Genomic DNA, 23,727 nt, shown 5'->3' with positions numbered 1-23,727 from the left:
GGGGGGCTGCTGCGCAGCCCAGCGGGAGCAAGCTCCCTCGCCACAGGGGTTGTGGCAATCCTTACTGATCCCAGGAAGTCGGGCAACCGGTACAGCCCTCCATATTCGCATCCTGGAAATTCCCGTAGTGCTGGCGAGAACCACTCAGGTTGGCCTGTTCCAGGTTGCTTTCGCCGAGCTTGGCTTCCTGCAGGTTGGCGTCGCGCAGGTCGGCGCCCTTGAGGTCGGCCTTGCTCAACCAGGCCATTTCCAGGTCCGCCGCCTGCAGGTTCGCGTCGTGCAAGCGGGCACCGGACAAGCGGGCGAACTGAAGGTAGGCGGCGGTCAGGTCAGCACGTTGGAACTGCGTGCCTTGGGCGAACAGCCCCCAACCCTGGATCGCCTTTAGCGTGGCGCCGCTGAAGTCCGCCAGGCGCAGGTTGCTTTGTTGCAGGCTGGCACGGGTCAGGTTGGCGCCCTGCAGTTGGGCTTTCTCGAGGTTGGCCAGGTCCAGTCGCGCATGCCGCAGGTCGGCGTCGCGCAGGTCGGCACCGCTGAGGTTCATTTTGCGCAGGTCCTGGTTCGCCAGTTTTGCACCACGCAGGTTGGCGCCGGGGCATTGGCTGGATTCGGCGATGAGGCAGCCGTTAATCGTCAGAGGGGTATCAGAGTCGTCGGCATGGGCACAGGCACCGATGAACAGAAGCAGCAATGGCAAGCATTTCATGACACGAACTCGGGCAATTGTGGGAGCGAGCTTGCTCGCGATGGCGGTGGTTCAGCCGGCATTCATGTTGACTGACACTGGACTATCGCGAGCAAGCTCGCTCCCACAGGGGGTTGTGGTGTGGGTCAGGACCCAGTTGGGCTCAGGTTATTTCTGCGCCGTCGCCTTATCCCAGCTCGGAATCTTGAATACCCAGAACGACCCACCCTGGGCCACCGGCTTGGTCAGTTCGGCCATGTCGCCACCCCACAACGGTACGGCACCACCGTAGCCGACGGTCACGCCGATGAATTGCTCGCCGTCCTGCTCCCACGTGATGGGTGGGGAAACGATGCCGCTGCCGGTCTGGAACTTCCACAGCTCCTTGCCGGTCTTGGCGTCGAAGGCCTTGAAGAAGCCGTCGCCGGTGCCGGTGAACACCAGGTTGCCCTTGGTCGCCAGTACTCCGGCCCACAGTGGCAGCGGTTCCTTGTGCTCCCAGACTACCTTGCCGGTGGTGGGGTTCATCGCCCGGAGGCTGCCAACGTGATCGTCGTACATGCGCTTGATGCGAAAACCCATGCCGAGGTAGGCCGAGCCCTTCTTGTAGTTCACTTCCTCGGTCCAGTATTCCTCTTTCCACTGGTTGCCGGGGACATAGAACAAGCCGGTGTCCTGGCTGTAGGCCATGGGATTCCAGTTCTTGCCGCCGAGGAAGGGCGGCGAGACTTCCACCGGCTTGCCCTTGGTTTCACCCGGCAATGGCTTGGCCGGACGCTGGCCGGGGTTTTCCACCGGGCGCCCGGTCTTGAGGTCGATGTGGCTGGCCCAAGTGATGTTGTCGACGAACGGGAAGGCGTTCTGCAGCTTGCCGTTGTTGCGGTCCACCACGTAGAAGAAACCGTTGCGGTCGGCGTGGGCGGTGGCTTTGACCACCTTGCCGTCCTTGTCCTTGTAGTCGAACAGCACCAGCTCGTTGTTGCCGGAGAAGTCCCAGGCGTCGTTGGGCGTGTGTTGGTAGAACCACTTCACTTCGCCAGTGCTTGGGTCGACGCCCACCTGGCCGGAGGTGTAGAGGCTGTCGTAATCGTGAGGGTTGCCATCCTTGGCCGTGCGTGCCCAGGTGTTCCACGGGCCAGGGTTGCCCGCGCCGACGATGATGGTGTTGGTCTCGGCGTCGAAACTGGCGCTCTGCCAAGGTGCGCCGCCGCCGTGGCTCCAGGCTTCGACCTTGCCGGTTTCAGTGGTCTTGTCGTCGGGCCAGGAGGGCGCCTTGACATCGCCCGTCGGGGTGCTGTCCTTGCCGTTGAGGCGGCCCATGTGGCCTTCGACGAACGGGCGCATCCAGACTTCTTCGCCGGTATCGGGGTCGCGGGCGAACAACTGGCCGACCACGCCGAACTCATCGCCGGAACTGCCATGGATCAGCAGGACCTTGCCACTGGTCTTGTCCTTGATCAGCACCGGCGCCCCGGTCATGGTGTAGCCGCCGGCGTGGTCGCCGAACTTCTTGTTCCACACCACTTTGCCGGTGTTCTTATCCAGGGCGACGACTCGCGCGTCCAAGGTGCCGAAGTAGATCTTGTCGCCGTAGATGGCCGCGCCACGGTTGACCACGTCGCAGCACGGGCGAATGTTGTCCGGCAGCCGGTGGTTGTAGGTCCACAGGCGCTTGCCGGTCTTGGCGTCGAGGGCGAATACCCGCGAGTACGAGCCGGTGACGTACACCACGCCGTCGCTGACGATGGCCTGTGATTCCTGGCCGCGCTGCTTCTCGTCGCCGAATGAGTAGGACCAGGCCGGGGTCAGCTTGAACACGTTCTTGTCGTTGACCTGGGCCAACGGGCTCCAGCGCTGGGCGTTGGTGCCCATGCCGTATTGCAGCACGTCCTGGGTGGTCAGGTGATCGTTGGCGATGTCTTCCCAGGTGACGGCAGCGCGCGCCAACGGACTCGTTGACAGACTGCCGGCCAGCAGCAAGGCGACCGTCAGGGAGGAGAGGGCGGGTAGCGTTTTTATTCTCATGGTGGCAGTTCCCAGTGAAAGGTTTTGGCCTGACTAGGGTGAGTGGTGCCACGACCCGGCCGATACGGAAAAAGTCCCGCCCTAGCCGGGAAGACTTCCCAAACCGCCTGTCTTTACGACCTGCGTCGGATGGCCTGCTACCAAGGAACTAGACCCCGGCCACCAAAGCAGCATTCGGCTGGGGCAGGGCGGTTCCTAAGATGACGGCACGGCTTCTTCACAGAGGTCTTGCGTGCAATCCAGAGGGCATAACAATGACAACAAAACGCAACGCCATCATCGCTACCGCACTGCTGATGGGGCTTTCCGGCGCAGGCTCCGCATGGGCCCATGGCAACGTAGTGCCCCAGGCAGTGGAAACCAAGGGGTTGACCCCGATCAAGGACACCAACCTGCCGTTGGACGGTGATGGTTGGGCCGCCCAGAACCCCTATCGCAGTTCTCCCGAGCGTGACAAAGCCATAGAAATCGGCGCTTCGGCCTACAACCAGAACTGCGCCGCGTGCCATGGCCTGGAGGCCAAGTCGGGCGGCATCGCCCCGGACCTGCGGATGCTGGACGCCGCCGAAGCCGGGGATGAATGGTTCGTCGAGCGCGTACGTCACGGCGCGGTGCGCGATGGCCGGGTCTACATGCCGAAAATGGCCGACTACCTGAGCCAGGAAGCCTTGTGGGCGGTGCGCACCTATCTCGACAGCGTACACGTCGAGGAGTGATCGCCATGCGCCTGTTCGCGTGGGTGATGTGCAGCCTGCTGCTGTGTGGCCAGGCGGCGCAGGCGCAGGTGCGCAGCTATGATCAGATAATCGCCGCCGGAGAGTTGAAAGTGGCGGTCTACAAGGATTTCGCCCCTTACAGTTTCGAAGACCAAGGCCAGCCCCGGGGTGTCGACGTGGAGCTAGCGCAGGCATTGGCCAAGGCCATGGGCGTGCGTCTGACATTGATGTGGGCGCCTCCCGGCGAGAAGCTTGATGACGATTTGCGCGATTACATCTGGCGCAGCAGCCCGCTGCACGACCGACAGCTGGCCGACCTGATGATGCGTGTGCCGTACGACCACGACTACGTGCAGAAGCGCAACGACATCGGTGAGCTGGAAAATGCCCAAGTGGTGATGTTCGGACCTTATCAGCAGGAATGTTGGCAGGTGGCATATGACCGCCGCCGACTGGATTCGGTGGGCAGTGTCGCAGTGTTCCAGCAACACCCCATCGGGGTGGAAGTCGACAGTGTGCCGTCGTTCTACCTGACCTCGGTGTTCAACGGCATGCTCAGTGCCAAGACCCGCCATTACCCCAGCGTCGCCAAAGCTTTCGGGGCCATGCAGGCCGGGGAGGTGGACGCCGTCATGGCCATGCGCGGTGAGGTCGATTGGCAAGTGCACGAGGCGGCTGATCCGCAACTGGCGCTGGCGGAAAACGCCTACCCGAGCATGGGCAAGCAACGTTGGGAAATCGGCATGGCGGTGCATGAAAGCAACCGTCAGTTGGCCTATGCGGTGGAAGAGGCACTGGAAGGCTTGATCCGCGACGGCAGCGTCAAGACTGTCTATGCCCATTACGGCCTGCGTTACGAAGTGCCGGAGATGTATCAATAGGAGCGCAGGGATGAAATGGGCCATGTGGTGCCTGCTGTGGTGCGGCCTGCCGACGATTGCGCTGGCGGCGGTCGAACCGGGGAAGGACCCGGTACCTTCGGTGATGTGGGCCTTTTATCACAAGCAATTGCTGGGGGACGCGCCGTTCGTGTTCGATGACCGGGTGCGCCTGCTGGCCCCACCCTTTGCCGAAGACGCACGCCAGGTGCCACTGGAAATCGATGCCCGGGCCTTCACTGGCGACGTCGTACGGGTGCTGGCCTGGGCCGAACTGAACCCGTTGCCGAAAATCGTCGACTTCCAACCGGGGGAGCGGGTGCTGCCCTGGCTGTCGATCCGCATTCGCATCGAGCAAGCCACGCCGCTGCGCGCCGCCGTGCAGACCCGCGATGGCCTGTGGCACGTCGGCTCGACCCTGATCGACGCGGCCGGTGGTGGCTGCACCGCACCCAGCGTAGTGCGCACCCAGCCAGGTTGGGAGGAACACTTGGGCGAGGTGCTAGGCGCCCGCTATCCCCGGGGCGATTCGAGCCGCCTGCGCTTGCAGGTCGCTCATCCGATGGATAATGGCCTGGTGAGCGGCATCCCGGAGTTTTTCCTCAACCAGGCGCAACTGCTGGACGCCGACGGCCAGGTGCTGGCGCGCCTGGAGCTGTTCCCGGCGGTCAGTGAAAACCCCAACCTGGGCTTCGACATCCGAGGCCCGGGCCAGACCCGCCTGCTGCTGCGCGACAACAGCGGCAATACGTTCGAGGCGGCGATCCCCTGACCACAAGGAGCGCGCCATGCGCTGGTTGTTGCTGATGTTCCTGAGCCTGTGCTGGCCGACGTGGGCCGGTATGGACTACGCGCTCAAGCCCCGGCAGATCGCCGAAGGCACCTGGCTGCTGGAAGGCAGCACCGAGAATTTTGCCAAGGCCAACGGCGGCAACATCGTCAACACCGCGTTCATCGTCACCGATGCCGGCGTGGTGGTGATCGACACCGGGCCGTCGAAGCGCTACGGCGAGGCGCTGCGCCAGGCCATTGCCGCGACCACCGATAAACCGGTTATTCAGGTCCTGCTGACCCATCACCACCCCGACCATGCATTGGGCAACCAAGCCTTTAGCGATGTGCCCATTGGCGCCTTGGCGGGCACCACCGACCTATTGCGGCAACAGGGTGATGCGCTGGCGGAGAACATGTACCGACTCGTGGGCGACTGGATGCGCGGCACCGAGGTGGTGCTGCCCACCCAAGCGTTGACGCCCGGTGTGCTCAAGGTGGGCAATCACGCGTTGCGGCTGCTGCAACTGGCCGGACACACCGGGGCCGACCTGGCGATCCTCGACGAAACCACGGGCGTGCTGTTCGCCGGCGACCTGGTGTTCTACGAACGCGCCCTGACCACCCCCAACAGCCCGGGGCTGGAGGTCTGGCTCCAGGACCTAGATACCCTGCAGGCCTTGCCCTGGAAACAGATCGTGCCCGGCCACGGCCCAGTGGCGACCGGCGCCCAACCCTTTGCGCAGATGCGCGATTACCTGGGCTGGCTCGACCAACTGATGCGCGACGGCGCGGCTCGCGGCGACGACATGGCCGAGATGATCCGCAGCCCCATTCCCGAACGTTTCGCCGGGATCAGCCTGAGTCGTTATGAGCTGATTCGCAGCGTCAGCCATCTCTATCCGCGCTATGAGCGGGCGGGGATGAAGCGGGTGGACGCCCAACCGCAATAGCCTTGGTCGTATGAGGTCCCTGTGGCGAGGGAGCTTGCCCCCGCTGGGCTGCATAGCAGCCCCAAAACTGCAACCGTGGCGTTTCAGTTGTTCGCCCTAAAAGGCCATGTTTCGACCTTGACGGCTTTCCATTTGGTGCATAGCCAACCTAGCAGTTCTGCTAGTACCCGTTCCATACAAATACTTCAATAATGGATGCTGTACTTTGGGCCTCTGGGAGGTGCCCAATGCAATCTCAATGCGAAACTTTGCTCTGCGGATACCATTATGATGCCCTCGATCGACTGAGCGATTACGTGTCGATGGGTAAACCTGATCTTCAATATTTCTATCGCAAAAAACGCTTGGTCACGGAAATTCAAGGTGCCATACAATATTCGATAATCCAACAAGGTGCTCAATTGCTTGCGCAACAACGGCGACAAGGAGATGCACTCAGCACCACGTTACTGGCAACCGATTACCAGCGGTCGGTGTTACATGCGCTGGATCCAAGCGATCAGCAACATTCCATCGCCTATTCGCCTTACGGCCACCGTCTTGCCGAAAGCGGTTTGGCCAGCTTGCTGGCTTTCAACGGCGAGCGGCCAGACCCGGTGACAGGGCATTATTTACTGGGCAATGGCTATCGAGCCTTCAATCCGGTGTTAATGCGATTTAATAGTCCGGACAGGTTCAGCCCGTTTGGGAAAGGCGGGCTAAACCCTTATGCATATTGCTTGGGTGATCCGGTAAATAGAAACGATCCTACAGGGAACTCCCCATTGTTATTTTTTTGGCCAGGTAGGAGGGGGAGCCTGACCAAAATTTATTTGGGTGATGGCTTTCGGACAAAAGCGGGAGTTCCGAGCTCTCTAGGTAAGCGTTCGTATTCTCGGTTTAAACAAATAAATGAGGCGGCCAAAGAGCTTCAAATTAAATTGCAAAGAGATTTGTTGGTGGAGGATGCAAAGAAGTTGGGCTTAATCGAAAGCAATAAGCTGTATGGGGCTTCTATTAGGCTTGATCATCTTGCCAATAGAGCGCTTCCCGACAATTGGAATCGATCTAATGCTCCGATAAATTTGCAGCAAAAATTCACAGGTCCTAATTACAACCTCATGCAGAGCGCATCAGCTACCGAGCGGGTGCACTATCGGGACCTATTTGAGTATTTGGATGCTCAGCCTGACAATATGAAGCTTAGCGAACTCTTGCGTCATGGGGTTGAGGGCAAAGGGTTTGACCATAAAACAGTTATTTCTTATAGGGAGAGGCTGGAGCTGGTGACATCTAAAGAGCTGGTTAATTTGCGAAAACAGGCTCTGGATCTTTACAATAATTATTTTGAGAGATGACCACAATATGAAATATTGGGTTTTGGGAAGAGACCCGGTTTTAGAGGATGGATGTTCGCCGTTGCTTCGTAATTTGGAAAGTTATTTGCAAGTCCAGCGCTTGATCGAAGAGTCAATCCCTCGTCAAATGAGGGGGCCAAGCCTGGATGTGACGGCCGGGTTGCCACTCCCACATGTACCAAGGAACTAGAAAACTCAACACTGCGGGCAATTGTTGCCAGCGGCCCTGGGGCCAAGAATCTGCGACAGACCGGGAAAATTTCCCGGGTATAACAATAACCGCAGAGGTAGCCGTCATGAGTCAACCCGCACGTCGCCAACCGTTCGCCGTGAGCCTGCTGCTCAGTGCCATGCTGCTGTCCGGTTCGGCCCTGGCCGCCGTGACCGATCAGGAAATTCTCCAGGACCCGAAGAACCCCGAGCAGATCGTGACCAACGGCCTGGGTGTCCAGGGCCAGCGCTATAGCCCGCTCGATACCCTCAATATCGATAACGTCAAGGATCTGCGGCCGGTCTGGGCGTTTTCCTTCGGTGGCGAAAAGCAGCGCGGCCAGCAAGCCCAGCCGATGATCAAGGACGGGGTGATGTACCTCACCGGTTCTTATTCACGGGTGTTCGCGGTGGATGCGCGCACCGGCAAGAAGCTGTGGCAATACGATGCGCGCCTGCCCGATGACATCCGCCCTTGCTGCGACGTGATCAACCGTGGCGTGGCGCTGTACGGCGACCTGGTGTTCTTCGGCACCCTCGACGCCAAGTTGGTGGCCTTGAACAAGGACACCGGCAAGGTGGTGTGGAGCAAGAAGGTTGCCGACCACAAGGAAGGCTACTCCATCAGCGCCGCGCCGTTGATCGTCAATGGCAAGCTGATCACCGGCGTGGCCGGTGGCGAGTTTGGTGTGGTGGGCCAGATCAGTGCCTATGATCCGAAGAACGGCGAATTGCTGTGGACCCGCCCCACCGTGGAAGGCCACATGGGCTACGTCTACAAGGACGGCAAAGCCATCGAGAATGGCATTTCCGGCGGCGAGGCGGGCAAGACCTGGCCGGGCGATCTCTGGAAGACCGGCGGTGCCGCGCCTTGGCTGGGTGGCTACTACGACCCGGAAACCAATCTGCTGCTGTTCGGTACCGGCAACCCGGCTCCTTGGAACTCCCACCTGCGTCCTGGCGACAACCTCTATTCGTCGTCGCGCCTGGCCCTGAACCCGGACGACGGCACCATCAAATGGCACTTCCAGAGCACGCCTCACGACGGCTGGGATTATGACGGCGTCAACGAGCTTATCTCGTTCAACTACAAGGAAGGCGGCAAGGACATCAAGGCGGCAGCGACCGCCGACCGTAACGGCTTCTTCTACGTGCTCGACCGCACCAACGGCAAGTTCATCCGCGGCTTCCCGTTTGTCGACAAGATCACCTGGGCCACTGGCCTGGACAAGGATGGACGGCCGATCTACAACGAGGCCAGCCGTCCGGGTGCGCCGGGCAGCGAAGCCAAGGGCAGTTCGGTGTTTGTCGCACCGGCCTTCCTCGGCGCGAAAAACTGGATGCCGATGGCCTACAACCAGGACACCGGGTTGTTCTACGTGCCGTCCAACGAATGGGGCATGGACATCTGGAACGAAGGCATCGCCTACAAGAAAGGCGCGGCGTTCCTCGGCGCCGGTTTCACCATCAAGCCGCTGAACGAGGATTACATCGGCGTGTTGCGGGCCATCGACCCCAAGACTGGCAAGGAAGTCTGGCGCCACAAGAACTTCGCGCCGCTGTGGGGCGGGGTTTTGACCACCAAGGGCAACCTGGTGTTCACCGGCACGCCTGAAGGGTTCCTGCAGGCGTTCAACGCCAAGACCGGGGAAAAGGTCTGGGAATTCCAGACCGGCTCCGGCGTGCTCGGTTCGCCCGTCACCTGGGAAATGGACGGCGAGCAATACGTCTCCGTGGTCTCCGGCTGGGGCGGCGCGGTGCCGCTGTGGGGGGGCGAGGTGGCCAAGCGCGTGAAGGACTTCAACCAGGGCGGGATGCTCTGGACCTTCAAGTTGCCGAAAGCGTTGGTGGCCAAACGCTGATATCTGCACTGAAGCGTGGCGAGGGAGCTTGCTCCCGCTCGGCTGCGAAGCAGTCGCCAACCCGGCGGGCCAGATTTTTCGGCTATGAACCGAGGTAAGGGGAGCGCTTCGCACTCCAGCGGGAGCAAGCTCCCTCGCCACAAAGGTATCTGCGATGGGTTCACGTTCGCGGATGCCTTGCTCTGAATCTACGACCAAATAACGAGAGTCCCCCTGCCAACGACGCATTCGTCCGCCGCGCGGGGCTCTCTACCATCGGTCTATCGCCTGTCCCGCGACAGGCATCGACCAGGCAGAGGCCCATCATGATCTACGCACAACCCGGAACTCCAGGCGCCGTCGTTTCCTTCAAGCCGCGCTATGGCAACTTCATCGGCGGCGACTTCGTCGCGCCGGTCAACGGCGAATACTTCACGAACACGTCCCCGGTCAATGGTGAAGTGATTGCCGAATTCCCACGTTCCAGCGCCGCCGACATCGACAAGGCCCTGGATGCAGCCCATGCCGCGGCCGATGCCTGGGGCAAGACCTCGGTGCAGGACCGTTCCCTGGTGCTGTTGAAAATCGCCGACCGTATCGAGCAGAACCTGGAAATCCTCGCTGTCAGCGAGACCTGGGACAACGGCAAGGCCGTACGCGAAACCCTCAATGCCGACGTGCCGCTGGCGGCCGACCATTTCCGTTATTTCGCCGGCTGCATCCGCGCCCAAGAGGGTGGGGCGGCCGAGATCAACGAACTGACCACGGCCTATCATTTCCACGAGCCGCTGGGCGTAGTCGGGCAGATCATCCCGTGGAACTTCCCGCTGCTGATGGCCGCCTGGAAACTCGCCCCGGCCCTGGCTGCCGGTAACTGCATCGTGCTCAAGCCGGCTGAACAGACGCCGCTATCGATCATGGTCTTCATCGAGCTGGTCGCCGACCTGCTGCCGCCCGGCGTGCTGAACATCGTCCATGGTTTCGGTCGCGAGGCTGGCGAAGCCCTGGCCACCAGCAAGCGCATCGCCAAGATCGCCTTCACCGGTTCCACCCCGATCGGCTCGCACATCATGAAATGCGCCGCCGAGAACATCATCCCGTCCACCGTGGAACTGGGCGGCAAGTCACCGAACATCTTCTTCGAAGACATCATGCAGGCCGAGCCGGCCTTCATCGAGAAAGCCGCCGAAGGCCTGGTGCTGGCGTTCTTCAACCAGGGCGAAGTCTGCACCTGCCCATCCCGGGCCCTGGTGCAAGAGTCGATCTACGCGCCGTTCATGGCCGAGGTGATGAAAAAGATCGCCAAGATCAAGCGTGGCAACCCGCTGGACACCGAGACCATGGTCGGCGCCCAGGCGTCCGAGCAGCAATTCGACAAGATCCTGTCGTACCTTGATATTGCCCAGCAAGAGGGCGCCGAGCTGCTCACTGGCGGTGCCGCCGAGCGACTCGAGGGGGATTTGTCGAGCGGCTATTACATCCAGCCGACCCTGCTCAAGGGCCACAACAAGATGCGAGTGTTCCAGGAAGAGATCTTCGGCCCGGTAGTGGGCGTGACCACCTTCAAGGACGAAGCCGAAGCCCTGGCGATCGCCAACGACACCGAGTTCGGCCTCGGCGCCGGCCTCTGGACCCGCGACATCAACCGCGCCTACCGCATGGGCCGGGCGATCAAGGCCGGTCGCGTCTGGACCAACTGCTACCACCTGTACCCGGCCCATGCCGCGTTCGGTGGCTACAAGAAGTCCGGCGTGGGTCGTGAAACCCACAAGATGATGCTCGATCACTATCAGCAGACCAAGAACCTGCTAGTGAGCTACGACATCAATCCGCTGGGGTTCTTCTAACCCCCGACATCGAGTGAGTGAACACTGTGGCGAGGGAGCTTGCTCCCGCTGGGCTGCGCAGCGGCCCCAAAAGTAATCATCAAGCACTCAAATGCAGTGCCTTGAAGAAGGGGAGCTTCGCGCCCCAGCGGGAGCAAGCTCCCTCGCCACAGGTGCCCGCTCTGCAGTAGTACCAACGCACTCCCTCCACCGCTTCGAAAGTAGCATTCGAGCCTTGGGTGGGGTATGCATTAATGACTTGCCGGAATCGCCCGGTACAAGAAGAGGAAAGACCCATGTGGACTAAACCCGCGTTTACCGACCTGCGTATTGGCTTTGAAGTGACGATGTACTTCGCCAACCGATGAGTGCCAGCCCGGCCTGACGCGTTCAGGCCGGGCTACCCATTGGTCTGATTGCAATCGCGGTGGGATGCTTTAGGCTCAAGGTATCCCAAGACAATAACAACAGGCTTACCGATGAGCCACGTACCTGAAAAGATGAGCCTCAGCCCGCTGCGCAAGTTCGTTTCCCCTGAAATCATGTTCGGTGCCGGTTGTCGGCACAATGTCGGCAATTACGCCAAGACTTTCGGTGCACGCAAGGTGCTGATCGTCACCGATCCCGGGGTCATCGCCGCCGGTTGGGTGGCCGACGTCGAAGCAAGTCTCCAGGCCCAAGGCATCGACTACTGCGTCTACAGCGCGGTCTCACCCAATCCGCGGGTCGAGGAAGTGATGCTCGGTGCCGACCTTTACCGGGAAAACCATTGCGATGTCATCGTCGCGGTGGGCGGTGGCAGCCCGATGGATTGCGGCAAAGGCATCGGCATTGTCGTTGCCCACGGTCGCAACATCCTCGAGTTCGAAGGCGTCGATACCCTGCACGTGCCCAGCCCGCCACTGATCCTGATCCCAACTACGGCGGGGACGTCGGCGGACGTGTCGCAGTTCGTGATCATCTCCAACCAGCAAGAACGGATGAAATTCTCCATTGTCAGCAAGGCGGCGGTGCCGGACGTGTCGCTGATCGACCCGGAAACCACCCTGAGCATGGACCCGTTCCTGTCCGCCTGTACCGGCATCGACGCCCTGGTGCATGCCATCGAGGCGTTCGTGTCCACCGGTCACGGGCCGTTGACCGACCCCCATGCCCTGGAAGCCATGCGCCTGATCAATGGCAACCTGGTGCAGATGATCGCCAACCCGGCGGACATCGCCCTGCGGGAAAAAATCATGCTGGGCAGCATGCAGGCCGGGCTGGCGTTTTCCAACGCAATCCTCGGCGCGGTCCACGCGATGTCCCACAGCCTGGGCGGTTTCCTCGATTTGCCCCATGGTTTGTGCAACGCGGTACTGGTGGAGCACGTGGTGGCGTTCAACTACAACTCGGCGCCGGAGCGTTTCAAGGTGATTGCCGAGACGCTGGGCATCGACTGCCGGGGACTCAACCACCGGCAGATCCGCACTCGGCTGGTGGAACACCTGATTGCCCTCAAGCACACCATCGGCTTCCACGAGACGCTGGGCCTGCATGGCGTGAGCACCTCGGACATTCCGTTCCTGTCGCAGCATGCGATGCACGACCCGTGCATCCTCACCAACCCTCGGGAGTCGAGCCAGCGGGATGTCGAGGTCGTCTATGGCGAAGCCCTCTGACGAGCAGCAAAAAGCCCTGGCCGGGCTGTTGGGGCTGGGCAATCACTCAACGCGCAAGAGTCACTACCCGGAACTGGCGGCGCGCCTCGATGAGCTGGAGCAGGCCCGGCAACACCTGCAACAGCTCAATGATCAACTGGAACAGCGGGTGGCCGAGCGCACCGACGCGTTGTTGGAGGCCAACCACAACCTGCAGCAGCAGATTGTCCAGCGCGAACTGATCGAGCAGCAGTTGCGCGATGCCCGGGACGCCGCCCAGGCCGCCAACCGCAGCAAGGACAAGTACCTGGCCGCCGCCAGCCATGACCTGTTGCAGCCACTCAACGCGGCCCGCCTGCTGATCGCCACGTTGCGTGAGCGCCAGTTGCCTACCGCCGAACATGTACTGGTGGAGCGGACTCATCAGGCGCTCGAAGGGGCCGAAGACCTGCTCACCGACCTGCTGGACATTTCCCGGCTGGACCAGGCCGCCGTCAAGCCCGACCTGGCGCCGTATCGGCTGGATGAGTTGTTGGGGCCGCTGGTTTCCGAGTTTCAATCGGTGGCCGGCGCCGCGGGGTTGGAATTGCGGGTGCGGTTTGGCGATGAAGCCGTGCTGACCGACCTGCGATTGATCAGCCGTATCCTGCGCAACCTGCTGAGCAATGCCTGCCGCTACACCACTCAGGGCGGTATTCTCCTGGCGGCCCGGCGCCGGGGAGGGCGCTTGAGCATCGAGGTCTGGGACACTGGGCGGGGCATCGCTGCCGATTGCCTGGAGTCGATTTTCCTCGAATTCAACCAACTCGATGTCGGCCGGGCGGCGGATCGCAAAGGCGTGGGCCTGGGGTTGGCGATTGTCGAACGTATCGCCCACATCCTCGGTTACCGGGTCAAGGTGCGTTCTCGGCCGGGACGGGGCTCGGTGTTCAGTATCGAGGTGCCGCTGTCCAGCGAAAAACCCCTGCCAGTGTCCCAGGTTCCGGTACAGGCGGTCGCGGGCAACCCGCTACCGGGGCGGCGTTTGTTGGTGATCGACAATGAGTTGAGCATCTTGCAAAGCATGGCGGCGTTGTTGGGGCAGTGGGGCTGCGAAGTCTTGACCGCCACCGACGAAGCGGGCGCCCTGGATGTGCTGCAAGGCTGTGCGCCGGAGCTGATCCTGGCGGATTTCCACCTGGATCACGGGGTCGTGGGCTGTGAAGTGGTCAAGCACCTGCGCGAGCATTTCCACCAGGCGATCCCTGCGGTGATCATCACCGCCGACCGCAGCGACCAGTGCCGCCGCGCCTTGCGCAAACTGGGCGCGCCGCTGCTCAACAAACCGCTCAAGCCTGGCAAGTTGCGGGCGGTGTTGAGTCAGATGCTCGGGTAGGGGACCCGAGGCAGGCCTCACCTGGTGAGGTCCCCGAAACCGTCTCCACCACAATCCCCAGTGGCAGCGAGCCTGCGCGCGATAACAATTCAGTGTTATGTTATCCGTTTCCGTTTGGCAGGAATTCTCATTACCTGCCTTGCACGGACCAACGACCTCCATCCGAGTAAAGCCATGAGCCTACCTTCAAGCATGACGAGCCCGTCCGGCGTCATCGCGCCTTTATTTGCAATCAGCGCCGCCAAAACCCATGTGCGCATGCTCGCCATCGATGCCTTGCGAGGTTTCGTCATGCTGCTGATGCTGGTGGATCATGTTCGCGAGACATTCCTGCTGCACCGTCAGGTCACCGACCCCATCGATGCGCTGAGCGTGACCCCGGACCTGTATTTCACCCGCCTGCTCAGTACGCTCTGTGCCCCGGTCTTCATCTTCCTCACCGGTTTGTCGGCCTGGCTCTACAGCCAGAAACACACCGCCGGCCAGACCTCGTTGTTCCTGCTCAAGCGTGGCCTGTTCCTGGTTTTCCTGGAACTGACTTTCGTGTGTTTCGCCTGGAACGCCGAGTTCCCGCCCAAGACACTGTGGTTGCAAGTGATCTGGTGCATTGGCATTTGCATGATTGTCCTGGCTGCGTTGTTGCACCTCAAGCGCAGTTGGCTGATCGTCCTCGGCGTTGCCATCGTTGCTGGACACAATCTGTTGGACGGTGTGGTGCCAGGGCCTGGCTCGCCGTTTTTCGTGCCGTGGTCGATTCTTCATCAACGGGCATTCATCGATATCACCGAGTTCACCCGGGCCCGTACCACGTATCCGGTGCTGCCGTGGATCGGCGTGATCCTGCTGGGCTGGGCCATCGGGCCGTGGTTTGGCAAGGATGTTGACCCCGCCGTGCGCCTGCGACGGTTGTTCAAGATGGGGCTGGGCCTGCTGCTGGCCTTTGTGCTTATCCGTTACCTGAACGTGTACGGCGACAAACCCTGGCTCCAGACCGGCGACGCGCTACGCACCTTCATGAGCTTCATGAGCGCGACGAAGTATCCACCGTCGCTGATGTTCCTGATGCCGACCCTGGGAATAGGGCTGATATTGCTGGCACTCTTTGAAAAAGCCCGGGATCGGGGAGCCATCGCGCTGTTGGCGATCTATGGCGGCGCACCGATGTTTTTCTACCTGCTGCACCTTTACGTGCTCAAGGCCCTGTACCTGACCGCCGTTGCCATCTGGGGCACCAACCAGGGTACCTATTTCGGATTCGATGATTTACCCATGGTGTGGTTGTGGAGTGTGTTGCTGGGTGTCGTGCTGTTTTTTCCGACACGTTGGTTTGCCGGGCTCAAGCAACGGCGGCGTGATATCGCGATCCTCAAGTATCTCTGACCCGCGGGGGCTCTGGTCGCGCGAACGGTGGCGATCAGGGCCATTAAAATGCCGTCATTTGGTCGGCGTTTTTGTCAGGAATGTAAAAAGACGTTTCGGTCTGTTTATTTCCTTATGTAAACTCCCCCCGCTGCGACAATCGGACACGGCCGCGCCATGCCCGATGAACACCGTTCGCAGCGTCCCTCACCCCAGCTGAAGCCAAGACCTACAAGAAGTCAGCGCCGGAGAGATATAAACGAGAGGCCGACGTATTGCTCGGCCCTGTAGGTCCATCCTCCGGTCCTTCTCGATAGCCGCCCTGCTGGCGTTGCCGGCCATGGACGTGGGCTATCCGTGATCAGGACAGGTGGACGGAATGGCGTTCATCCTAGGGATACACACATGTTGAAGAAAACACACACGGCGCTACTGGGCCTGGCGATGGCGATGGGTCTTGCGACCACGCATGCCGCCGAGCCAAAAAAAGTGGATGTCTTGCTCATTGGTGGGGGCATCATGAGCTCGACACTCGGCGTCTGGCTCAATGAGCTGGAGCCGGGCTGGACCATGGAAATGGTCGAGCGCCTGGACGGTGTTGCCGAAGAGAGCTCCAACGGCTGGAACAATGCCGGTACCGGTCACTCTGCGCTGGCCGAGCTGAACTACACGCCGGAAGACAAGAACGGCAAGGTCGATATCTCCAAGGCCATCGAAATCAACGAAGCCTTCCAGATCTCCCGTCAGTTCTGGTCCTGGCAGGTCAAGAACGGCGTGTTGAAGAACCCGCGTTCGTTCATTAACTCCACGCCGCACATGAGCTTTTTGTGGGGCGACGAGAACATCGCGTTCCTGAAGAAGCGCTACGAAGCCCTCCAGGCCAGCCCGTTGTTCGCCGGCATGCAGTATTCCGAAGATCGCGAGCAGATCAGCAAGTGGGTGCCGCTGATGATGCAAGGGCGTGACCCGAGCCAGAAAGTCGCGGCCACTTGGAGTCCACTGGGCACTGACGTGAACTTCGGCGAAATCACGCGTCAATTCGCGGCTTACCTGCAAACCAAGCCGAACTTCTCCCTCAAGCTGTCCAGCGAAGTGGAAGAGATCACCCGCAACGAAGACGGCACCTGGCGCGTTTCGTACAAGAACCTGAAAGACGGTACCGAAACCGAGACCGACGCCAAGTTCGTGTTCATCGGCGCCGGCGGTGGTGCCTTGCACCTGCTGCAGAAGTCCGACATCCCGGAAGCGCGTGAATACGCGGGTTTCCCGGTGGGTGGTTCGTTCCTGGTCACCGAAAACCCGACGGTTGCCCAACTGCACCTGGCCAAGGCCTACGGCAAGGCTTCGGTGGGCGCGCCGCCGATGTCGGTTCCGCACCTGGACACCCGTGTGCTCGATGGCAAGCGCGTGATCCTGTTTGGCCCGTTCGCAACCTTCTCCACCAAGTTCCTGAAGAACGGTTCGTACTTCGACCTGCTGACCAGCACCACCACCCACAACGTGTGGCCGATGACCAAGGTCGGTATCGAACAGTACCCACTGGTCGAGTACCTGGCCGGTCAACTGATGCTGTCGGATGAAGATCGCTTCAACGCCCTGAAAGAGTACTTCCCGGAGGCCAAGCAGGAAGACTGGCGCCTGTGGCAGGCCGGTCAGCGCGTGCAGATCATCAAGCGTGACGAAGAGAAGGGCGGTGTACTGAAACTCGGTACCGAAGTGGTTGCGTCCCAGGACGGCAGCATCGCCGGCCTGCTGGGTGCCTCGCCAGGCGCCTCGACCGCCGCACCGATCATGCTGACCGTGCTTGAGAAGGTCTTCAAGGACAAGGTCGCCAGCCCGGCCTGGCAGGAAAAACTGCACCAGATCGTGCCAAGCTACGGCACCAAGCTCAACGATAACCCTGAGCGTGTCGCCCAGGAATGGGCCTACACCAGCGAGGTCCTGCAACTGGATCCTCCGCCGGCGATCGGCAAGCCAGGCGCCACCGCGGCACCGGCCAAGCCGGCCGCTGCCCGTGAAGCCAACCCAGCGGCTGACATGGCGCTGTAAACCGGACGCCGTCTGGTGAGGTACAAAAACGCCGCTCATTGAGCGGCGTTTTTTTTGGGCTCGGTTAACCCTGTGGGAGCGAGCCTGCTCGCGATGGCGCACGCTCAGTCAGCATCAATGCTTGATCTGCTCAACATGCGAAGGATCATCTGAACTCATCCCGCATTCACCGCTTGTTCAAACCTGTACCGCTCCAGTCGCCACCGCGAAGGCGAGCATCACCAGGCTGACGCCCCAGGCCCAGAAGAACGTATAGGCCATGTGCTTGCGCAGCTCTACGCCGGACAACGCCAGCGCCAGGTACACGCTGGGCACCACCGGGCTGATGGAGAATCCGGTGTTCTCGCCGATCAACATGGCCCGGGCCACGGCCTCGAGGGGGACACCCGCGGCAGTGGCCACGTCCCTGATCACTGGCAGCAAGGCGAAATAGTAGGCATCCGGTGAGAAGATCATCCCCAGAGGGACCCCGAAGAAGCCGACGATCACATGCAGATATTGGGCGGAACCGGCTGGCATGGTATCGATCAGTGCCAATGCCATGCCGTCGGACATCTTTGCGCCGGAAAGCACGCCCAGCAGAACGGCGGCGGCCATCATCACCAGGACCATTTGCAGCGCATCGGCCGCATGGGCCTTGAGGCGTTCGGCCTGGGCGTCCAGGGACGGGAAATTCAAGGGCAGGGCGATGCCCAATCCCACCATGAAACAGGCATACAAGGGAAAAATGCCGGTGAACAGGCACGCCAGGATCCCACCGGTCAGCGCCACGTTCAGCCAGTAACGCAGTCCTCGCGGGGAGAGGGCGAGTTCACGGTCTTGGGGTTGCAGGCTGTCCATGTCACAGGTTGCAGCCGCGCCCAGCGACATCGGTTGGCGACGTTGGGCGCGCAAGCCCAACACTGTCGCGACAACGAGCATGCACGCCAGGCCCACCATCTGCACTGGCAGCAAGCCTAGCCACAGTTGGGTGGCATCCAGCCCCGACACTGCGGCGGCGCGTGCAGTCGTTCCACCCCAAGGGACCATATTGATCACGCCGGCCGTGGTGCCCACCAGGCACAACAGCATCGCCGGGCTCATGTTCAGGCGTTTATACAAGGGCAGAAGGGCCGGGATGGTCAGTAAGAATGTGGCGGCGCCGACGCCGTCGAGATGGACCACTGACGTCACCAATACCGTCACCAGTGCCACGGCCAGCGGCTTGCCGCCCGTGCTGCGGATCAGCAGGTTGACCAAGGGATCGAACAATCCCCGGTCGCGCATGATGCCGAAGAACAGGATGGCAAACAGAAACAGTGCTGCGGTCGGGGCCACCGTGATCAGGCCGGTCTTGATGAATTCGCCGATCTGCCCGAGATTGAAGCCGGCCAGCAGGCAAACGATCACGGGAAGGGTGGTGAACGCCACCACCGGGCTGATCCTGCGTAGCAATATCAACCCGATAATGGCGAGCATCATCAGGAAACCCAGGGTTGTAATCATGTTGCAGCCTCTCTTTTTTATTGTTGTCGAAGGTTCGCGGGCGAAGTCGATCAGCCTTGCGGGCCGGGCAGGCGCAAGGCCAGAAGCAGGTAACTCAGGCTCTTGCCGTGACGATCAAGACCGCAACTGCGGTTCACCCCGCCCTCCAGGGCGTCCTCGAGCACGAAATTCAGCGCATTCAGGTTCGGCAGTTCATAGCGATGCACCTTGGAGGGCTGTCGCGTCGCGAATTGCTCGGCCACTCGGGCGCAGGTCAATTCCCGTAGCAGCCATGGGTAGTGGGCCGGATCGTGGGGGAACAGGGCGATGCTGAGAATGTTGCCCTTGTCGCCAGCACGGGCATGGGCATAGTCGGCGAGGGTGACCAGGTTCATCAGTACCACTCCAGGGTTGTATGGATTTCATCTCGCGGAAGCAGGAAACTGCGGGTGGTAACGGTCTCGGCGAGGTGTCGCCGGACGCCACCGCCGCCCGCCGGCCCGTTGGTGTAGAGCGACTCGACCTCTGCCAGCAGGGCCTCCACCAGCCGTCGGTCGGTGTGAGTCAGGCCGATCCGCACGCGCACATCCTCCAGGGCGGGCGCCTGGGCCAGTTGCTGTTGCAGGTATCGACCGCCCTGATCGTTGAAGAGGCTGGCGACCCCGGACAGGTCGATCCAGGGCTGGACCCCGGGTGCCAACTGGTCGAAGCGCTGCAGCAGGATTTCCCGCGCCAGGGCGGCACGCGCCACGGCGCCGGGGCCTGCGTAGGATATTTCCGCCTCGCCGAACCAGAGGCCTCGCACACCCGCCAGGCCCTTGAGTGTGTCGGGACGCGGATGACCCAGCAGGCCACTGATTTCAACACGGTCATCACCCAAGTCCTGTACACGGGCCTGGCCCAGGTCCAGCACCACGTCCGGGGTCAGATAGCGTCGAGGGTCGTGTACTTCGTAAAGGAGCTGCTCCTTGACCGTCTGTTCGCTGACCCGTCCGCCGCTGTTGCGGGTTTTGCCGATGATCAGGCGGCCATCCTGATGGACTTCAGCAATGGGGCAGCCGAGATTGGCCGGGTCCGGAACGTCTTTCATTCCAGGATGGGCAAAATAGCCACCCGTGACTTGGGTGCAACACTCCAGCAGATGGCCAGCGGTGGTGGCGATCGCCATTTTCTGCCAATCGTCCGCCGACCACCCCAATCCATGGCGGATCGCGCCTACGGCCAACGACGGATCCGCGACCCGGCCACACAGCACGATGCCAGCGCCCTGGGCCAACGCCTGGGCGATACCGTCGGCCCCGGTGTAGACGTTCACCGCCACGGGCTGTTCCAAGGGCTCCGAGGACAGCCATCGTTCGTAACGGGGCGGTGTTTCTTCCAACAAATCATCACCCAGCACGCAGGCGATTTTCAGTGCAGGGAAGCGGCCCGCCAGCGTCTGGCGCAGCCGTTGCGCGGCCGCCCTGGGATTGGCGGCGCCGCCGTTGGTGATTATCGGGATGCCAGCCTCGATGCAGACGTCGAGCATGGGCTCGAGGAAATCGAACAGGCGCACGGAATATCCCGCTTGGGGATCCAGGCGTTTGCGTAGTTGCGCCTCGGCCAGGGTCCGTTCAGCCAGCAGTTCCAGCATGATGTAGCGCTGGCCGCCGCGTTGTGCCAGGTCCTGGGCCAGACGCAGGGCGGCGTCGGGTCGATCATTGGCGAAACCGGCGCCGCAGCCGACGAGAATTGTTTTTGTCATGTCGTTTTCCACTGAGGGGTGGCCCCATAGTGGAGAGACTGGATTGTTCTGTGAATTTTAAAGGTAGAATCAATTGATTCATTAATTTTATAAGTTGGCCATGAACGTTACTTTTCGACAGCTTCGTGCCTTTATCCTCATCGCCGAGACGTCGAGCTTTACCCGCACGGCAGAACAATTGCACCTGTCCCAGCCGGCGCTGAGCTATAGCGTCCGCAAACTGGAAGAGAGCATGGGGCTGCAGTTGCTCGCGCGTAATACCCGCAGCGTCGAGCTGACCCCGGCCGGTGAGCATTTTCTACCCCAGGCGCGGCGCATGCTCCGGGACATGAACGACGCCGTGCGCGATGCTCGCGACACCCTGAGCCTGAGTCGTGGCACGCTCCGGCTGGCCGCCTTGCCCACTGCTGCGGCGTCATTCCTGCCGATCGCCATCGCTTCTTTCCAGCACGAGAACCCTGGCGTGACGGTGAGCTTGTTGGACGGCCGCGCCGGGGAAATCATGGGCTGGGTGCAGCGAGGGGAGGTGGACGCCGGCATCAGTTCGTTGCCTGACGATCTGTCCGGACTGAGCTTTGTGCGCCTGTTGGATGACAATCTGGTGTTGCTGAGCCACAAAGACCCGCAGCGTGACGGCCAGGGCGACTGGAAGCGGCAACCCTATATTGCCCTCACGCCTGACACCAGCATCCGGCCCCTGGCTGACGCTGCGTTGCGCTATTTGAACGTCGACCCTGTGCCGGCCTGGGAAGTGGCGCACATGAGCACGGCCACGGCCCTGGTGCGCGAAGGATTGGGGTTTTCTCTGTTGCCGGCCAGTTGCACGGCGGTGTTCAACATTGGCGAGCAGTGTGCTGTCACCGCCATCGACCAGCCGGCGAAGCGCTCGATAGGCCTGTTGCAACGCAAGCCGGTGGCCCAATCACCTTCGTTGAGTCAGTTCATGCAGCATTTGCGACAGGTGCTGCACAAGGACGATGCCAGCCACGGACCCTGAAGTTGATCGGGCCACCGCGCTATTGAGTACCAAACATTGCCGTCCAATAGATCCCGGCATCGCTTTTCGGATCGCTCGCGTACCCGGCGCCCAATTCACGAAACTGCGGGTTCATCAGGTTGGCGCAGTGCCCCGGGCTGGCCAGCCAGCCGTCCACCACCTTGAGCGCAGTGTCCTGTCCGGCGGCGATGTTCTCGCCGATCAACTGGCCCAGATAGCCGGCCAGTTCGGCGCGGTCGCCCGGCATGCGGTTGTCGCGGTCCTTGTGGTCGAAGAAATTGTTGTTGGCCATGGCCCGGGTGTGGTTCACAGCGGCCAGTGCCAAGGTGGCGTTCCAGGCCAGCGGCGTGGTGGCGGCGAAGGTTTCGGTGCCGCAGCGACGCGGCTGGGTGCGGGCACTGTTGATCAGTTTCAGCAGCTTCTGGCCCTCGGCTTGCCAATCACCCAGGCGCGCCGACAACAGTGGGCGCGCCAGCACGATGCGCCATTCGCGGTCCAGGCGGCTGACGCCGATGTCGATGAACTGCGGGTCGAGTACTACCTGGCAGAAGCTTTCCTGGACGGCTTTCATGGCTGATTGTGCGTCGCGCGGCCCGGACAGGCTGATGGCCTGCACGTTGACCATTGGATAGGCCGCCCGCGCCAGCGCCTGCTGCAGGTCGCCGATGCCATTGGCCGACAGGATCAGCCGGGAATCCATCGCCAGCGGTGGCAACTCCAGCGAGGCCTGGCCGGCACAGCTTTGGGACTGGCTGCGGTAAAGGTTGATGGACTCGACCAGTTGCGTCTCTTCGGTGGCCGTGGCACCGGTGGTGAATAGCAGGCCCAGCGACAGCACGACAAGACCCATGACGGATGAAATGGCACGCATGTAAATCTCCCTTGAGCGGACGGCGCCTATGATGCGCAATTTTTGCCCCGCTGGGGCAACGGTATTCACGCTCTTTTGAAATCCCTTGGAACGGCACCGTTGGGTAGCGTTCGGGATGATCCTCAAATAGTGGGATCAACTTTCAGGCGAATAAGTCCATTTCCGTCGTTTCAAGGCCATAAAATCGCAGATTATCAGCTCATCCAGTTCCCGCCATCGACGTTATAGGTCTGCGCGACCACGTACTCGCTCTCCGCCGAGGCGAGGAAAATCGCCATCCCGGTGAGGTCCTCCGCCGTGCCCATCCGGCCATAGGGCACCTGTTGCCCTACCTGGCGCTTCTTTTCCCCCAACGGCAGGTTTTCGTGGCGGGCGAACAGCGCATCCACGCCATCCCAATGCTCGCCATCCACCACGCCGGGGGCGATGGCGTTGACGTTGATCCGATGCTTGATCAGATCCAGCCCGGCGGACTGGGTCAGGCTGATCACCGCTGCCTTGGTGGCGCAATAGACACCGACCAGCGCTTCGCCACGCCGACCGGCCTGGCTGGCCATGTTGATGATCCGGCCGCCATGGCCCTGGCGGATCATCTGCCGCGCCGCCGCTTGCAGGGTGAACAGCGTGCCGGCGACATTGATGGAAAACAGCCGCTCATAGCTCTGGCGGGTGATCTCCACGATGGGCGCCAGGTCGAACAGCGCGGCGTTGTTGATCAGGATATCCAGCTTGCCCACCCGGGCCACCACGGCCTCGATGGCCTGGTCGATCGACGCCTGGTCCGTCACGTCCATTTTGACCGCGTAGGCGCTATCGCCCAGTTCGGCGGCGGTGGCCTGGGCTCGCTCCAGGTCGATATCGGCGATCGCCACTGTGGCGCCTTCGTTGATGTAGGCCTGGGCGAATGTCCTGCCGATACCGCGGGCGGCGCCGGTCACCAGGGCACTTTTTCCTTCCAGTCGTTTCATGGGTTGTCCTGTCTTCAGTCT

The 23,727-nt window shown here is 61.4% G+C and carries 20 protein-coding genes; 13 read left to right on the top strand and 7 right to left on the bottom strand.

The genetic code is table 11. The features are described 5' to 3' along the window. Positions 1-61: 61 nt before the first annotated feature. Positions 62-706: a pentapeptide repeat-containing protein gene (locus V7773_RS20910; protein ID WP_336074902.1), complete on the bottom strand. Its 645-nt coding sequence runs from the start codon at positions 704-706 to the stop codon at positions 62-64. A 147-nt stretch (positions 707-853) separates the two neighbouring features. Then, a complete protein-coding gene (gene exaA, locus V7773_RS20905) occupies positions 854-2,710 on the bottom strand; it encodes a quinoprotein ethanol dehydrogenase (protein ID WP_092463551.1) in 1,857 nt (618 codons plus the stop codon). Between the two features lie 254 nt (positions 2,711-2,964). Between exaA and pedF the strand changes: the two genes are divergently transcribed. From pedF to mqo, 12 genes are all read left to right on the top strand, one after another. After that, positions 2,965-3,426 (top strand): cytochrome c-550 PedF, encoded by a 462-nt coding sequence (gene pedF / locus V7773_RS20900; RefSeq protein WP_336074897.1) that lies wholly within the window; start codon positions 2,965-2,967, stop codon positions 3,424-3,426. A gap of 5 nt (positions 3,427-3,431) precedes the next feature. Next, a complete protein-coding gene (locus V7773_RS20895) occupies positions 3,432-4,307 on the top strand; it encodes a substrate-binding periplasmic protein (RefSeq protein ID WP_336074895.1) in 876 nt (291 codons plus the stop codon). Positions 4,308-4,317: 10 nt separating this feature from the next. Continuing rightward, a complete protein-coding gene (locus tag V7773_RS20890; RefSeq protein ID WP_320390444.1) occupies positions 4,318-5,076 on the top strand; it encodes a quinoprotein dehydrogenase-associated SoxYZ-like carrier in 759 nt (252 codons plus the stop codon). Positions 5,077-5,092: 16 nt separating this feature from the next. Beyond that, positions 5,093-6,028 carry a quinoprotein relay system zinc metallohydrolase 1 gene (locus V7773_RS20885; RefSeq protein WP_336074893.1) on the top strand — a complete coding sequence of 312 codons (936 nt, stop codon included), beginning with the start codon at positions 5,093-5,095 and terminating at the stop codon, positions 6,026-6,028. A 227-nt stretch (positions 6,029-6,255) separates the two neighbouring features. After that, positions 6,256-7,365, top strand: a complete 1,110-nt coding sequence (locus tag V7773_RS20880; protein WP_336074891.1) for an RHS repeat-associated core domain-containing protein — start codon at positions 6,256-6,258, stop codon at positions 7,363-7,365. A gap of 296 nt (positions 7,366-7,661) precedes the next feature. Next, complete coding sequence (locus V7773_RS20875) at positions 7,662-9,437, top strand: PQQ-dependent methanol/ethanol family dehydrogenase (RefSeq protein WP_336074889.1); 1,776 nt, start codon at positions 7,662-7,664, stop codon at positions 9,435-9,437. Positions 9,438-9,742: 305 nt separating this feature from the next. Next, positions 9,743-11,263: an acetaldehyde dehydrogenase ExaC gene (gene exaC, locus V7773_RS20870; protein WP_336074888.1), complete on the top strand. Its 1,521-nt coding sequence runs from the start codon at positions 9,743-9,745 to the stop codon at positions 11,261-11,263. 275 nt (positions 11,264-11,538) lie between these two features. Beyond that, positions 11,539-11,610 (top strand): pyrroloquinoline quinone precursor peptide PqqA, encoded by a 72-nt coding sequence (gene pqqA, locus V7773_RS20865; protein WP_003253598.1) that lies wholly within the window; start codon positions 11,539-11,541, stop codon positions 11,608-11,610. A gap of 132 nt (positions 11,611-11,742) precedes the next feature. Further along, on the top strand, positions 11,743-12,900 hold the full coding sequence (gene ercA / locus V7773_RS20860; RefSeq protein ID WP_092222169.1) for an alcohol dehydrogenase-like regulatory protein ErcA: 1,158 nt from the start codon (positions 11,743-11,745) through the stop codon (positions 12,898-12,900). Continuing rightward, the gene (locus V7773_RS20855) at positions 12,884-14,254 is read left to right on the top strand and encodes a hybrid sensor histidine kinase/response regulator (protein ID WP_336074886.1); all 1,371 of its coding nucleotides are present in this window, start codon (positions 12,884-12,886) and stop codon (positions 14,252-14,254) included. The genes ercA and V7773_RS20855 overlap by 17 nt, the downstream gene beginning before the upstream one ends. 174 nt (positions 14,255-14,428) lie before the next feature. Next, positions 14,429-15,634 (top strand): DUF1624 domain-containing protein, encoded by a 1,206-nt coding sequence (locus tag V7773_RS20850; RefSeq protein WP_336074884.1) that lies wholly within the window; start codon positions 14,429-14,431, stop codon positions 15,632-15,634. A 384-nt stretch (positions 15,635-16,018) separates the two neighbouring features. Further along, entirely contained in the window at positions 16,019-17,662 is a 1,644-nt protein-coding gene (gene mqo / locus V7773_RS20845) for a malate dehydrogenase (quinone) (RefSeq protein WP_092141388.1), read from the top strand. A gap of 177 nt (positions 17,663-17,839) precedes the next feature. Here mqo and V7773_RS20840 read toward each other — a convergent pair whose 3' ends face one another. From V7773_RS20840 to V7773_RS20830, 3 genes are read right to left on the bottom strand one after another with little or no spacing between them, the layout of a single operon-like run. Next, positions 17,840-19,147, bottom strand: a complete 1,308-nt coding sequence (locus tag V7773_RS20840; RefSeq protein ID WP_336074881.1) for a CitMHS family transporter — start codon at positions 19,145-19,147, stop codon at positions 17,840-17,842. A gap of 50 nt (positions 19,148-19,197) precedes the next feature. After that, positions 19,198-19,521 carry an AtuA-related protein gene (locus V7773_RS20835; RefSeq protein ID WP_003201468.1) on the bottom strand — a complete coding sequence of 108 codons (324 nt, stop codon included), beginning with the start codon at positions 19,519-19,521 and terminating at the stop codon, positions 19,198-19,200. Continuing rightward, positions 19,521-20,870 carry an acyclic terpene utilization AtuA family protein gene (locus V7773_RS20830; RefSeq protein ID WP_336074878.1) on the bottom strand — a complete coding sequence of 450 codons (1,350 nt, stop codon included), beginning with the start codon at positions 20,868-20,870 and terminating at the stop codon, positions 19,521-19,523. Before V7773_RS20830 ends, V7773_RS20835 begins: the two co-directional genes overlap by 1 nt. Positions 20,871-20,970: 100 nt before the next feature. Between V7773_RS20830 and V7773_RS20825 the strand changes: the two genes are divergently transcribed. Further along, positions 20,971-21,867, top strand: coding sequence for a LysR family transcriptional regulator (locus V7773_RS20825; protein ID WP_336074876.1), 897 nt, complete (start codon positions 20,971-20,973; stop codon positions 21,865-21,867). 19 nt (positions 21,868-21,886) lie between these two features. Here the strand turns inward: V7773_RS20825 and V7773_RS20820 are convergent, their stop codons facing one another. Then, positions 21,887-22,738, bottom strand: a complete 852-nt coding sequence (locus V7773_RS20820) for a CAP domain-containing protein (protein ID WP_063321438.1) — start codon at positions 22,736-22,738, stop codon at positions 21,887-21,889. Between the two features lie 194 nt (positions 22,739-22,932). After that, entirely contained in the window at positions 22,933-23,706 is a 774-nt protein-coding gene (locus V7773_RS20815) for an L-iditol 2-dehydrogenase (RefSeq protein WP_057450291.1), read from the bottom strand. Positions 23,707-23,727 lie beyond the last annotated feature (21 nt).

The organism is Pseudomonas sp. 3JA (assembly GCF_036961705.1).
Classification (GTDB): Bacteria; Pseudomonadota; Gammaproteobacteria; order Pseudomonadales; family Pseudomonadaceae; genus Aquipseudomonas; species Aquipseudomonas fluorescens_Q.
This window is presented reverse-complemented; position numbering and strand designations above follow the sequence as displayed.